Raw genomic sequence first — 14,379 nt, 5'->3', positions numbered from 1 at the left:
AAAACAGTTACCAACCAGGACCAGACACATCAGTTCCCTTAACGGGCTCAGATGATGATCATGCCCTTTCTCCAGAAATAGACCATGGCCCCGAACAGTGCAACAGCGTAGAAAAAGAGCACAGTGCCCCACAAGATGGAACCAAGCCGCTGCCGGCGCATCTCTGCCCGGGTCGGGAGATAGGGCACGGTACAGGAGACAGCGAGTCCCAGGGTATTTTCCAGGTCTTCCACATCCTTGAACGAAGTATCGATAAAATCCAGCCCAAAGGCCAATCCCACGCCCAGGCCTATCCCGCCGGCAAGGGCCATGAGGATCAGCTTCTTGAAATCGGGTTTGAATGGTTTTTCCGGATACCGGGCCGGATCGACGATCTTGAACTTGCTGCCCTTCTGTTTCCGCTCCAGATGTTCCACCGAGGCCGCCTGCAGATTCTGGGCCACCAGGTAATCATAGTGACGGCGCAGCTCGTTGTAGTCCCGGGTGAGAGCGGCCCACTCCGCCTCCCGTATGGGAGCGGCGGCGATCCATTTCTTGTACTTTTCGATCTCCGCCCGGATCTTGACCTGGTCTTCCCGCAACTTCTTGATATTGAGATTGATTTCACGAAGTTGCAGCTTCAGCTGTTGCAGCTGCGGATCCTGCATCCTGGCGGCGAGACCACTTCGGGCCGTATCCTCCTCGCCCGGAGCGGCCTGGTCCGGCTGTTCGAGATCCTTTTCCAGCTTGGCGATAAGCTGCTTTATGCGTCGAACTTCCGGATGTTTATCGGTGTACTTGAGCAGCAGAGTATCCAGCCGGCTGTGCAGTTCCTGGAGACGCTCAAAAGGAGTTGCCGGGCCCGTGGGCACAGCCGGAGTCTGGACAACAGGACCAAGCTGGGATGCTCCGGCAGCCAGTTGTTTTCTCAGGGCAATCTGCTCCTGGACCATCACCTTGGTCCGCTCCAGATCCTGGATCGAGTCCTGGATATTCTGATACTGGTCCTGGAGCGCGGTCAGCCGCTGCATATTTCCCGCTCGCTGATCCGGCATCTCGTTATAGTATTTGAGCTTGTAATCGCGCATGGCCTGTTCCTTGCGGTCCAGGACCTCCTTGGCCATGTTGAGTTCATCCTGGGTGTACTTGGAGGTCTCGGTGGTCCTCTCCTCGCGGTACTTCAGGTTCTCTTCGATAAATTTGGCCGCCAGGGCATTGGTCACCTTCATCACCTTGTCCGGATACCGGCCCTGGAAAGTAACAGTAAAGGTATCCCCACGGGAGGATGGGGATATCCTGATATTTTTCCGCATCAGCTCAATCACATCTTCGATGGGCAACTGCTGGCGGGCCTCGGGATAGAGGTTGAACTGCTTGATCACCTGTTCCAGGTTGTTGCGGCTGGTGACGATATCGGACAGGGTGCTCACTGTGTCCCGGAGCCTCCGGGTAACCTCGGGCGCCATTCGGGCCGGGTTGATGCGCTGCTGTTCGTAGCTGAGCAGCGCCGAGGCCTGATAGAGCTTGGGCATCCGCATGTACATCCCCAGCCCCAGGGTGAGGGCCACCAGGGTGAACACGACGATCATCTTCCAGCGAAAGGCCAGAAGACCCACATATTTCTTTACCTGTTGACGCTGATCGTTTTCCATGATTTATTTTGTACCGTTCAAAGGCTCAGCTTTCTTTAACTCTCCAGCGACCCGACGGGTTTCCATATGCTCCGTACCTGTGTCATCGGTGACATCCACGGCTGTATCCACTCTTTTTCCATGCTGCTTGAACAGGTCCGGGACCGGGCTGATACCATTGTTCTGCTCGGAGATTATATCGACCGGGGACCTGCCTCGCGCCAGGTGATCGACCGGATCCTGGAATTGAAAAAAGAACATCCCCGGGTCATCACTCTCCAGGGCAACCATGAGCTGATGCTGCTCAACTACCTGGAAGGCCGTGACCAGACCGTCTTTCTCCGGGTCGGCGGCCTGCAGACCCTGCAAAGCTATGGCCTGGATCCGCGCGGAGAACCCGTGACCAGAGAGTCCCTTCCCGAGGACCACCTGGACTTTTTCACCAGCCTGCCCCTCTTCTGGCAAGACAACCATGGGATCTATGTCCATGCCGGCCTGGAACCGGGATGCCACCTGAGCTGGCAGAAACCGGACTGGTGTCTCTGGGTTCGGGACAAATTTATTCACTCCAGTTTTGATTTCGGCAAACCGGTTATCTTCGGCCACACTGTATTCAAAAAACCACTGATGGAACCCAACAAGATCGGCATCGACACCGGCGCGGTCTACGGCGGCCGACTCACGGCCCTGCTACTGCCGGAACGGGAATTTGTCAGTGTTCCCGGAGAAACAACCCATCCCTTTCCGACCTCGTTGTAACATCGTATATCATCTGATTATAAATTACAAACAGGGGGTTACATATTTTGAGGGGAAAAAGGGACCACCTGGGAGATTTCTTCGGCCCCTGTGAGCAACATGAGCAACCTGTCAAACCCAAGGGCGATACCGGCGGCCGCGTCCAGGGTGTCCAGATCGGCAAGAAACTGTTCCGGCATGGTGAGCCGGAGCCCGGCTTCTGCGGCCCGGGCAATCTCTCTGGCAAACCTCTGCCGCTGCTCCCGGCTATCCACCAGCTCTGAAAAACCGTTGGCGAGCTCGATCCCGCCAATGTAGAGTTCGAAACGCTCGGCAACCTCGTCCCTGTTTTTTCTCCTGGCCAGGGAGGCAAGCTCCAGGGGGTAGTCATGGAGAAAAACCGGCCGGGGCCAGCCGAGATAGGGTTCGACCCGGGTTACCAGGATCTCGTCAAATCGGTCCGATGCCACCGCTTCCACAGCGCTCACCCCTGCGTAACGATGAAAGGCCTCGGCCACGGTCAGGCGATCAAACGTCGAATCAAGATCGATACGGCGGTCCTGACATGCCAACACACCAGGCCGGGCAAGACCCGGAAAATCACCGCAGTCCCGGGCCACTGCCCGGATGAAACTTTCGCACTCCGCCATCAGATCATTGTAATCCCAGCCCAGCCGGTACCACTCCAGCATGGTGAACTCGGGCAGATGCAGACGGCCGGATTCACCGCTGCGAAAACAGTGACAGATCTGAAAAATCCTTGGCCATCCCCGGGCCAGGAGCCGCTTCATGCACAGTTCCGGCGAGGTCTGCAGCAGCCAGTCCCCGGAGGCGACGGGTTCTATCTCGGATTCAGGGATGAGGGTGGGAAGGCGTATGGGGGTGTCGACCTCGATATAGTCGCGGGCGAGGAAAAAACCACGGACCGCCTGCAGCAGCCTGGATCGCAGCTGCAGGCATCCGGAAGGGACATTCATGGTTATTCTTTCACACGGGTAATATACTCGCCACTGCGGGTGTCTATCTGAATCTTATCGCCCTTTTCCACAAAGGGCGGTACCTGCAAAACGTACCCGGTTTCCACGGTCACCGGCTTGGAATCAGAACCAGAGGTGTCTCCCTTGACCCAGGGATCTGCCTTGACCACCTCGAGGTTTACGAAGATCGGCAGGTTGAGATCAATGGGCCGGTCGCCGAAGAAAAGAACATGAACCTCCATGTTGTCGACCAGAAAATTGATATTATCCCCGATCTGGTCACGACTGAGAACATACTGTTCATAGGAGTTGAGATCCATGAAATGGTATTCATCGCCCTGGGAATAGAGAAACTGCATTTTCCGCTCCTCAAGGTCCGGTTTTTCAAACTTGTCGTTGGAGCGGTAAGTCTGGGTGAACTGGTTGCCGGTGATCATGTTACGCATCTTGGTCCGGTAGAGGGCCTGGCCCTTGCCGGGCTTTGAAAACTCAAATTCCGTAATAATATAAGGCTCACCATCTATCTGAATCTTCAACCCTTTTCTAAGGTCAGAAGCACTGTACATTGTCGACCCCCCATGCTCATGGTTAGAGTATTTTTTTGTCGTGCATGTTACGGGATAGACACCTTTTTTGCAACCGCTTCCTCTTCTTTTCTTGTTTTCAACCTCTTTCTCTTTTACACTGTTGAGGCTTTGGTCCCGGCTGACGACAGCGACACTGTTTCCACACCTTTGCAACACAGTTCTTCCTGAAAAACAAAAACAACAACCAAAGACAGACACAAAAGTATGATCAAGGCAGGCATTCTTTCCGACACCCATCTCTTTGCTCCGGACGGGACCTTTGCCAGCCAGACTGCCCGTGCCTTTGGAGACTGCGAAATAATCATCCACGCAGGAGATCTGACCGAAGCCAGTGTCCTGGATATCTTCGGCGACAAAAAGGTCTATGCGGTCCATGGTAACATGTGCAGCCGCATCACCCGGGAGCGTCTTCCGAGTCAGCAGAATTTTGAAGTGGGCGACTTTTCCTTTGGCCTGATCCACGGAGCCGGCCTGGGTTACGATATCGAATCCGCTCTCTGGGATATTTTCCCCGAGGCCGACTGCGTAATCTACGGACACACCCACCAGGCCTCCTGCCGCCGCCAGGGCGACAAACTGTTCATTAATCCAGGCAGTTTCCGGTCCACCGGCCGTTACGGAGCACCTGGAACCTACGCCCTGCTGTCCATTGGTGAAACCCTGAAGGTTACCATCCACGAGGTGTCGTCCCCATGAAGACCCTGTGGACACCCTGGCGCATGGAACATGTTCTGGGCAGGGCTCCAAAAGTTGAGGGCTGCCTTTTCGAACCGCCTGGAGACAGTTCCCGGGACCGGGCCCACCTGCTGCTTTACCGGGACCGGAGCGTGGTTGTCCTGCTCAACCGCTTCCCCTATGCCAACGGCCATCTGCTGGTAGCCCCCCGGCGCCACGTGGCCGACATCACTGACCTGGACCGGAAAGAAAACAGTGCCCTGATGAAAATGCTCCAGGACTGCTGCCGCATCCTGAGAAACCACCTGCATCCCGACGGTCTCAATATCGGCTGCAACCTTGGCCCGGCAGCAGGAGCCGGCATTGCCGACCATCTCCATTTCCACATCATTCCCCGCTGGGAGGGAGATCATAACTTTCTCACAGTGAGCGCCGATATCCGCACCATCCCCCAGCATATCGATCAAACCTTTGATCTCCTGGTGCCTGATTTTCAAAACCTGCTCTCAGCCCTGACGTCATGACAAAACCCGTTAAGATGACCCCCATGCTCCGCCAGTACCTGGAAATAAAGGAGCAGCACAAGGACACCATCCTTTTCTACCGCATGGGTGATTTCTATGAGATGTTTTTTGACGATGCCATCACCGCGTCCCGGGTCCTGGGAATCACGCTGACTTCCCGTAGCGCAAAGGATGACGCCAACAAGGTTCCCATGTGCGGAGTGCCTTACCATGCAGTTTCCTCCTATCTTGGCAAAATGGTCCGGGCCGGATACCGGGTCGCCATCTGCGAACAGACAGAAGATCCCAGGCAAGCCAGGGGTATTGTCAAGCGGGAAGTGGTTCGGGTGGTTACCCCGGGAGTAACCACCGAAGAACAGATCCTCGATGAAAAGAACAACTGTTATGTCTGCGGGCTTGTTTTTGATAAACAGAAAAAGACAAAAATTGCAGGCATGAGCTTCCTCGATGTCTCCACCGGGGAGTTCCTCGTCTGCGAACACCAGGTGGACCGTGAATACAGCCGGGTAACCGACGAACTGACCAAGATGATGCCGGCCGAGCTTCTCCTGCCGGAATCACTGGAAGAACAACTGGCACAGCTGCTTGACACCCTGAAAACTCTGCTGCCCGGACTCTGTATCACCTGGCGGGCGGATCACCAATTTGACCGCGACACCGCCCTCACCGGCCTGACCGAACACTTCAAGACCAGTGGCCTGGAAGGGTTTGGCTTAAGCGACCTGCACACCGGCATCCGGGCCGCCGGCGGATTGCTGCTCTATATCAGGGAGACCCAGAAGACCGACCTCTCGCATATTCGACGCATTTCCTCCCTCAGCCGTGGTGAGCACCTGGTTATCGACGATGCCTCCCGCCGGAACCTGGAACTGACCGAGACCATTATCGGCGGCAAGAGAGAAGGGAGCCTGCTGTCGGTCCTCGACCTGACCCGTACTCCCATGGGTGCCCGCCTCCTGCGCCAGCGTCTTCTCTTTCCACTCCAGGACCGCAGCCGAATCAAAGCCCGGCTGGACGCCACGGAGCAACTCCTGGCCGATCCCGGCCTCCGCAGACGACTGCGCGAAATTCTCGATTCAATCTATGACCTGGAACGTCTCTGCAGTCGTCTGAGCCTTGGCCAGGGCAATGCCCGGGACATGACCAGCCTGAAGATATCCCTGGCCAGACTGCCGGAGATGAAAGAAATTCTCCTGGAACTTGGCTCCGGACTGCTCTTTGATATCGGCACCGAACTGGACCTGCTTGCCGACCTGCACGAGCTCATTCACCAGTCCATCCGCGAGGATGCCCCGGTGAGCCTGCGTGAAGGCGGCCTGATACGGGAGGGATACCACGACGAACTTGACGAACTCCTGGTCCTGGTGCGCGACGGCAAACAGCTGATCCTTGGCCTGGAAGAGAAAGAACGGCAGCGGACCGGGATTCCCAAGCTCAAAGTGGGCTACAACAAGGTCTTTGGCTATTTTTTCGAGGTCTCGAAAATCCATGCCGAAAAGGTCCCGGAGGACTTTATCCGCAAACAGACCCTGGTCAATGCCGAACGCTTCATCACCCCGGATCTCAAGGAACTGGAAAACAGGATCAGCACGGCCCAGGAACGGCGCCTGGAACTGGAATACGAACTATTCCTTGAAGTACGCCGCCAGATAGCCTCCCACTCGGATCGGCTGCTGACCACTGCCTCGGGGATTGCCCGGGTGGATGTCCTGTGCAGCCTGGCCGAAGCCAGCCACCGATACCACTGGACCAAGCCAAAGCTGACCGATGACAGCGCCATCACCATTATCGAGGGTCGCCATCCGGTCATCGAGCGAAGCCTGGAACCGGGCCGCTTTGTACCAAACAATGTCCATCTCGACCAGGAGACAAACGAACTGCTGATTATCACCGGGCCCAACATGGCCGGTAAATCCACTGTTTTGCGCCAGACCGCACTCCTGGTGCTCATGGCGCATATCGGCTGTTTCGTGCCCGCCGACAGGGCTGAGATCTGTCTTGTGGACCGGATCTTCACCCGGGTGGGGGCCATGGATGATCTGCGCCGCGGCCAGTCCACCTTCATGGTCGAAATGAACGAAACCGCCAATATTCTCAACAATGCCACGGAACGCAGCCTGGTGATCCTGGATGAAATCGGCCGCGGCACATCGACCTATGACGGCCTGGCCATTGCCTGGGCCGTGGCCGAAGAGCTGGCCGGCAAGAACGATCGCGGGGTCAAGACCCTCTTTGCCACCCATTACCACGAACTCACGGAACTGGCCCGAACCCATTCACGAATCCAGAACTATTCCATAGCGGTACGGGAATGGAATGATTCCATCATCTTTCTTCACAAACTGGTCAAAGGGGCGACCAACCGCAGTTACGGCATCCAGGTGGCGGGCCTTGCCGGTGTGCCTCCCCACGTGGTCAAACGGGCCCACGAGATACTCAAAGGCATTGAAGAGCGCGAATGGCAAAAGAGCCGACCGAGCCTGCTGAAGCGGAAAAACCAGCCGGAGGAAGAAGAAAACCCCACCGCTTCCCAACCGTGCCAGCTCCCGCTGTTCTCCCCCGGAGAGGATAAACTGCACCGGTTCATGAGAGAGATCAATCCAGATGAGCTTACTCCCAGGCAGGCCCTGAACCTCCTTTATGAGGCCAGAAAGTTGCTGGACGAAAGGAAGCGCAACTGAACCCGAACCAGGACAAAGTATTTTGTGATTGCCATCAAAATGCAGTATACTTCCCGGCAGGATGTCCGCCGCAGGCCATACCGGAAAAAACAGGGGGCCAGACAGGCATTGTCTCTGGTTTGGGACCTCTTGTCTGCTCTCCCGGATTCGTTGACCCGCACCGGGCAGAATGCAGCACAATTATTGCTCCCTGGCTCCGAGCTACAGCGCACCTGATGCCATCTCACTTCGACACCCTATCATATCCCTGCGTTGATACCGGAAAGAGACTGCTGCTCTTCCTGTTCATTCTCCTGGTGCTGCCCACCTGTGTTTATGGTAAGCAGGCCCCCGGCCAGTCCCCGGCTACCGAACAGAACTCCCTTGAAAAACAGTACAAGAAAGCCAAGGACCACTATTTGCGTCTCGAGCGGGACCCTGAACTCGGCCGGAATCGGGACAACTGGCTCACCGGAGTGCGAAACTTTCGTCGCATCTACCTGGCCGCGCCCAAGGGTTCCCTGGCCCCCTCCTGCCTGTATATGATGGCCCGCATGCACCTGCGCATGTACCACCGTTTCCAGAAAGACAGCGATCTCGAAGAGGCGATTTCCTACTACAACGACGTGGTCACCATTTTCCCGGACAACCGGCTGGCCGATGACGCTCTGTTCGCCATGGCAGAAATCCAGCGCCGGGACAGAAAAAATCCGCACCAGGCGGTCCGCCTTTATGAAAAGCTGGTCAAGCAGTTTGCAAAAGGAGACAAGTACGCCCCGGCTCTCAGTCGCCTGCAGGAACTCTCGGAAAAATATAACATTCAGATTCCAAAGAAGATGAGCCGCCTCAACCTGCAGAATCTGGTTCATGTCCTGCCGGTCAAGTACTGGTCCTCCAGCAACTATACCCGCATCGTCATCCGGGCCGACAAACCTGTCCACTATACCGCCAGGCTGCTTGAGCGTGATGGTGACAGGCCCAGGCGGCTCTATATTGACTTCAGCCAGAGCTATATCCCGCCCCGATTTCGCTCCCCCATCCCGATCCAGGACGGACTGCTCAAGCGGGTCCGCACGGGCCAGTTCGATCCGACCACGGTTCGGGTGGTTCTCGATATCGAGTCGATTTCCGACTACAAGATATTCAGTCTCAGCGACCCTTTCCGGGTGATTGTCGACGTCCATGGGCAGAAACAGGAAAAAAACCGTTCTGCAGATGTTGCTGCCGATGATTCAACAAAGCCCAAACCGAGAGCCGGGGCCCCCCCCAGGTTGGCAACCGACCCAAAGGCGGTGGGCGGTGAGACCAGACAACCACCCCCTTCATCCTCCTCACAGTCATCCTCCATCATCACCCTGGCTGACAGCAAAAAGAAAAAGCCGGTTACGAGGCCGGAGGACACCTCCCTGTCAAACCTCTCCCTGGCCCAGCAACTTGGTCTCCGGGTCCGAAAAATCGTCATCGACCCTGGACACGGGGGCAAGGATCCTGGAGCCATGGCCCATGGCCTCAAAGAGAAAGACATCGTCCTCAGTGTGGCCCGCAGGGTCAAAAAAATCCTCGTGGAACAATACGGCTACGAGGTACTGCTGACGCGTGATCGGGATATATTCCTGCCTCTGGAAGAAAGGACCGCCATTGCCAACACAAGCGATGGAGACCTCTTTCTCTCCATCCATGTCAATGCACATCCAAAAAAATCGGTCAGGGGCATCGAAACCTTTTATCTCAACCTGGCCACCAACACCGAAGCCATGCGGGTGGCGGCACTGGAAAATGCCACCTCGACCCATAATATCTCCGACCTGCAGGATATTTTGTCAGACCTGATGAAAAATTCAAAGATTGAAGAGTCCTCACGCCTGGCAAGATACGTCCAGAACAGCCTGGTCAACGGGCTGAACAAACAGCAGCACAGGGTAAAAAACCTGGGAGTGAAACAGGCCCCCTTCTATGTCCTGATCGGGGCCGAGATGCCGGCAATTCTGGCGGAGATTTCCTTTATCACCAATCCCCAGGAAGCCCAGTTGCTCAAACAGGACAACTACCTTGAAGAAATAGCCTCCAGGATCGCCGCCGGGGTTGCCCGGTACGTGGACCACCACACGACCGCTGCACTCCAGCTGTGAATGATGCTTGCTGCCCGTCAACAAAAAAGGCGCCCGAATCCAGAAGCTGAATTCGGGCGCCTTGTTACTTTTTCAGCCGGAGCCGACATTGCGGCTCCCTGAACAGCCTGTCAGCTCAGATAGTTGACAAACTTCCGTCCTGCATAAAGGTCCTTCCCCTGCATGTACCGGTCCATGGATTCGGCTGCCACCTTGCCCTGGAACACGGCCTTGGCCACGGTCTGGGGTCCGAGCACATCATCGCCACCGGCAAAAACCCATTCAATACTGGTCTGCAGGGTCTGCGGATCAACCTCATAGGTTCCCCAGCGACTCAATTTAATATCAACTCCGGCAACCGCTGTATGATCGACTTTCTGACTGATGGCAGGAATGATAGAATCTGCCTCGATGATAAAGTTGGAACCCTCGATGGGAACCGGTCGCCGACGTCCGGACTCGTCAGGCTCGCCAAGTTCCATGCGGATACACTCAACCCCTGTCAGCCGTCCATTCTCAGCATGTATTTTCACCGGCGCGGCAAGAATTTCCACCCGTACTCCCTCTTCCTCCAGGTGATGAATCTCAGCCCTGGAGGCAGGCATTTCCTCCCTGGTCCTGCGATAGAGGATAAATACATCCTCGGAACCGGTCCGAAGTGCGGTCCTGGCAACGTCGATGGCCACGTTGCCCCCTCCGACCACCACGACCTTCTTACCTATATGGACATCCTCGCCGGTGAGCACTTTACGCAGGTAATCGACTCCGTGGAGCACACCTTCGGTGGAGTCCTCGCCCTCAATACCGAGCTTCCTCGACTGATGGGCTCCGACCCCGAGGAAGACAGCGTCAAATCCTTCGTCTCGCAGGTCCTGCAGAGAGCGATTACGGCCGATGGTAACACCGAACTCAATGGTCACTCCGCAATGCTTCAGGGCGTAAAGCTCTGCCCCGATTATGTCTCTGGGCAGCCTGTAGGGAGGAATGCCGACAGCCAACATGCCACCGAAAACCGGTAAGGCCTCAAATATGGTGCAGTCGTAGCCCATATGAGCCAGGTAAAAGGCTACTGACATGCCGGCAGGACCGGAGCCGATAATGGCAACCTTCCTGCCATTGCTGATGGCGCAGGACTGAAACAGATTTTTGTTGTTGGCCACCATCCAATCGGTCAGATATCGCTCCAGCATCCCGATGGCCACAGGTTCTCCTTTTTTGCCCCGCACACAACTACCCTCGCACTGAAATTCGTGTGGACACACCCGGGAACAGACTGCAGGCATGGTGGATGTCTCCCGGACCTTCCAGTAGGCCTCTTCGAATTTCTTTTCCCTGAGTAAACCTATAAAGGCCGGGATATCGTTTCGAATGGGACAGCCATCCACACAGCCGGGTTTTTTGCACTGCAGGCACCGGTTGGCCTCCAGGATGGCGGTTTCTTCATCATAACCAAAAGTCACTTCGTCAAAAGTGGTGATCCGCTCTTTCGGATCGAGTTCCCTGGGCTTCTGGCGCGGGATGGCCATACGTTCTTTTGCTTTCATCCTACCTCCTGTTCATCAAGCTTCCATGAAAATATTAACAGCGGAAAATAACAGAATATTGGCATTTTGGCAAGGACACAAGCAGCCGGCATGATTTTCGAGCAAAAAAAAAGCCGCCCGAAATGGGCGGCTTTTGCAGGGGAAACGATGTGGTACTTACTGCTTGGCCATCTCTGCCGTTCTCAGTCGGGCCATGGCACGACGCAAGGCTGCTTCGGCACGGGCCCGATTGATCTTTTCAGACTGCGACTGGGCCTGGGCAAGACGCTTTTCAGCACGTTCCTTGGCCCGCATGGCGCGTTCCACATCTATGTCGTATCCATACTCAGCGCTTTCAACAAGGAAGGTTATCTTGTTGTTGGACACTTCGGCAAATCCGCCGCTGACCATCAGATAGTTGGTCTGCTTGTCCTTTTTATAGCTGAGCGTTCCGATTTTTATGGTACTGAGAAAGGGTGCATGGTTAGCCAGAACACCGAACTCTCCACCATAACCGGGCGCGGTAACGATATCCACATCATCGCTGATTACCGGTCCCGTAGGGGTCACTACTTCAAGATGAATCTGTGCCATCGGTTATACCTCTGCGCGTCCTGCGGACGATTAAGCCTCTGCCTTTTCACCGGCTGCCTTCTCGACAGCTTCATCAATGGTACCTACCATGTAGAAGGCGGTTTCCGGCAGATCATCATGCTTCCCTTCCAGGATCTCTTTGAAGCCACGTACCGTGTCCTCAACCTTGACATACTTGCCGTCCATACCGGTGAAGACCTCGGCAACATGGAAGGGCTGGGACAGGAAACGCTGGATCTTACGGGCTCTTTGAACTGTAAGCTGATCTTCCTCGGAAAGCTCGTCCATACCGAGGATGGCGATAATATCCTGCAGGTCCTTGTATTTCTGCAGGGAAACCTGGACGCCCCGGGCAACCTTATAATGTTCTTCGCCAACAACGTTGGGATCAAGGATGCGCGAGGTGGAATCCAGCGGGTCAACGGCAGGGTAGATACCAAGCTCGGCAATCTGCCGCGAAAGAACAACTGTACCGTCAAGATGGGCAAAGGTTGTTGCCGGTGCAGGGTCGGTCAGGTCATCGGCAGGTACGTATACACACTGTACCGCAGTAATGGAGCCCTTGTTCGTGGAGGTGATACGCTCCTGCAGGGCACCGAGATCGGTGGCCAGTGTCGGTTGGTAACCAACTGCCGAGGGGATACGGCCAAGAAGGGCGGAAACCTCGGAACCGGCCTGGGTGAAACGGAAGATATTATCCACGAAGAAGAGCACGTCCTGTCCTTCCTCGTCACGAAAATACTCGGCAGCAGTCAATCCGGTCAGGGCTACCCGTGAACGGGCCCCGGGAGGCTCGGTCATCTGCCCGTAAACCAGGGCGGCCTTGGGAAGTACTCCTGACTCCTTCATCTCCATGTAGAGATCGTTTCCTTCACGGGTCCGCTCGCCGACGCCGCAGAATACGGAAATACCACCATGCTGCATGGCGATGTTGTTGACCATCTCCATCATGATAACCGTCTTGCCGCAACCAGCACCGCCAAAGAGTCCCATCTTGCCGCCTCGGGGAAACGGTACCAGAAGATCAATAACCTTGATACCGGTCTCAAGCACGTTTACCTCTGTGTCCTGCTCGGTGAACGCGGGAGCAGGGCGATGGATCGGCATCTTCTTGTCCGAATTGATCGGCCCCTTACCGTCGACAGGACGACCGACAACATTCATGATGCGGCCAAGGGCCGGCTCGCCGACAGGAATCTGGATCGGAGCACCTGTATCACGACATTCCATCCCCCGGACAAGACCGTCGGTCTGGTCCATGGCGACACAACGAACAACATTGTCACCAAGATGCTGGGCAACCTCAATAACCAGGTTGTCGGGCTCGTCACTGATAGCCGGATTTGTCACCATCAATGCATTCAAAATTTCCGGCAGCTTTCCGTCGGCAAACTCGACGTCTACAACCGGGCCAATTACCTGTATAATCTTACCAACTCGTGAATCACCCATTTGAAATGGCCTCCTCTAATAATCAAAAATACTCTTCCGTATGGAATTATCCCTTCAACGCCTCGGCACCGCCGACGATATCCATGAGTTCGCCGGTAATTGCAGCCTGACGAGCCTTGTTGTAAAGCAACGTAAGTTCATTAACAATATCTTTACAGGCGTTGGTAGCATTATCCATGGCAGTCATCCGGGCGGCATGTTCACTGGCACCAACCTCGAGCATGGCATGATACACCTGGACATTGAGATACATGGGCAGCAGGACTTCCATTATCTCGCCCGGCTCCGGCTCAAAGATATAGGCACCACTCATGGAGCCGGATGTATCGCCGCCCTCTTCCTGCTCAACCGGCTTAATCGGCAAAAGCAACTCTGTCTCAGGCTTCTGGACGGCCACTGAATGAAACTTGCCATAGACTATCTTGACCTCGTCACTCTCACCGGAGATAAAAGCATCGGCAATGGTCTGGGAAATTTCGCGGGCATTGAACATCTGAAAGGTGCCCATGATGTCCTTATACTCAACCCGAACCTTACCTGTTTTCCTGAAATACTGACAGGCCTTGTTGCCAACACATATGAAGCTTACTTTCTTTCCTTCGCTTTCATACTGTTGTGCCAGTTTCTCAGCCGCACTGAGAATGTTTGAGTTAAAGGACCCACAGAGACCTCTATCGGAAGTCACAACGACAAGCTCCACCGACTTGACATCGCGAACCTCCATCAGCGGTTGACTGCTGGCTTCCATGCCGGAAGACAGATTCTGCATGGCCTGGGCAAACTTCCCGGCATAAGGCCGGAAAGACTCCATTTTCTCCTGGGCGCCCCGCAGTTTTGCCGAGGCAACCATGTTCATCGCCTTGGTGATCTGCGAGGTTTTGGTTACACCCTCTATCTTTGTTTTGACATCCTTTAATCCAGGCATGGGATT

At 55.4% G+C, this 14,379-nt stretch carries 12 protein-coding genes; 5 read left to right on the top strand and 7 right to left on the bottom strand.

Annotated features, from left to right (window positions below):
* Positions 1–47: 47 nt before the first annotated feature.
* The gene (locus ACXJJY_RS09590) at positions 48–1,631 is read right to left on the bottom strand and encodes an XrtA system polysaccharide chain length determinant (RefSeq protein WP_456387294.1); all 1,584 of its coding nucleotides are present in this window, start codon (positions 1,629–1,631) and stop codon (positions 48–50) included.
* Positions 1,632–1,697: 66 nt separating this feature from the next.
* Between ACXJJY_RS09590 and ACXJJY_RS09585 the strand changes: the two genes are divergently transcribed.
* Positions 1,698–2,369 (top strand): metallophosphoesterase, encoded by a 672-nt coding sequence (locus tag ACXJJY_RS09585; protein WP_456387292.1) that lies wholly within the window; start codon positions 1,698–1,700, stop codon positions 2,367–2,369.
* 38 nt (positions 2,370–2,407) lie between these two features.
* On the opposite strand, the gene epmA is transcribed toward ACXJJY_RS09585, so the two are convergent.
* Positions 2,408–3,325, bottom strand: coding sequence for an EF-P lysine aminoacylase EpmA (epmA, locus tag ACXJJY_RS09580; protein WP_456387290.1), 918 nt, complete (start codon positions 3,323–3,325; stop codon positions 2,408–2,410).
* A gap of 2 nt (positions 3,326–3,327) precedes the next feature.
* Complete coding sequence (gene efp, locus ACXJJY_RS09575; protein WP_456387289.1) at positions 3,328–3,891, bottom strand: elongation factor P; 564 nt, start codon at positions 3,889–3,891, stop codon at positions 3,328–3,330.
* 225 nt (positions 3,892–4,116) lie between these two features.
* Between efp and ACXJJY_RS09570 the strand changes: the two genes are divergently transcribed.
* The 4 genes from ACXJJY_RS09570 to ACXJJY_RS09555 all read left to right on the top strand — a co-directional run bounded on the left by ACXJJY_RS09570 (position 4,117) and on the right by ACXJJY_RS09555 (position 9,900).
* On the top strand, positions 4,117–4,608 hold the full coding sequence (locus ACXJJY_RS09570) for a metallophosphoesterase family protein (RefSeq protein ID WP_456387288.1): 492 nt from the start codon (positions 4,117–4,119) through the stop codon (positions 4,606–4,608).
* Entirely contained in the window at positions 4,605–5,111 is a 507-nt protein-coding gene (locus ACXJJY_RS09565; RefSeq protein ID WP_456387287.1) for an HIT family protein, read from the top strand. Before ACXJJY_RS09570 ends, ACXJJY_RS09565 begins: the two co-directional genes overlap by 4 nt.
* A complete protein-coding gene (gene mutS, locus ACXJJY_RS09560; RefSeq protein ID WP_456387286.1) occupies positions 5,108–7,792 on the top strand; it encodes a DNA mismatch repair protein MutS in 2,685 nt (894 codons plus the stop codon). The genes ACXJJY_RS09565 and mutS overlap by 4 nt, the downstream gene beginning before the upstream one ends.
* Positions 7,793–8,007: 215 nt before the next feature.
* Complete coding sequence (locus ACXJJY_RS09555) at positions 8,008–9,900, top strand: N-acetylmuramoyl-L-alanine amidase (RefSeq protein WP_456387285.1); 1,893 nt, start codon at positions 8,008–8,010, stop codon at positions 9,898–9,900.
* 110 nt (positions 9,901–10,010) lie between these two features.
* Here the strand turns inward: ACXJJY_RS09555 and ACXJJY_RS09550 are convergent, their stop codons facing one another.
* From ACXJJY_RS09550 to atpG, 4 genes are all read right to left on the bottom strand, one after another.
* Entirely contained in the window at positions 10,011–11,423 is a 1,413-nt protein-coding gene (locus ACXJJY_RS09550; RefSeq protein WP_456387284.1) for an NAD(P)-dependent oxidoreductase, read from the bottom strand.
* A gap of 156 nt (positions 11,424–11,579) precedes the next feature.
* Complete coding sequence (locus ACXJJY_RS09545; RefSeq protein WP_456387283.1) at positions 11,580–11,996, bottom strand: F0F1 ATP synthase subunit epsilon; 417 nt, start codon at positions 11,994–11,996, stop codon at positions 11,580–11,582.
* A 30-nt stretch (positions 11,997–12,026) separates the two neighbouring features.
* Positions 12,027–13,448: a F0F1 ATP synthase subunit beta gene (gene atpD, locus ACXJJY_RS09540; protein WP_456387282.1), complete on the bottom strand. Its 1,422-nt coding sequence runs from the start codon at positions 13,446–13,448 to the stop codon at positions 12,027–12,029.
* 46 nt (positions 13,449–13,494) lie between these two features.
* A complete protein-coding gene (atpG, locus tag ACXJJY_RS09535) occupies positions 13,495–14,373 on the bottom strand; it encodes an ATP synthase F1 subunit gamma (RefSeq protein ID WP_456387281.1) in 879 nt (292 codons plus the stop codon).
* Positions 14,374–14,379 lie beyond the last annotated feature (6 nt).

Source organism: Desulfolithobacter sp. (assembly GCF_054025815.1).
Note: the sequence above shows the minus strand (reverse complement) of the source record. Positions and strands in the feature narration are given on the sequence as shown.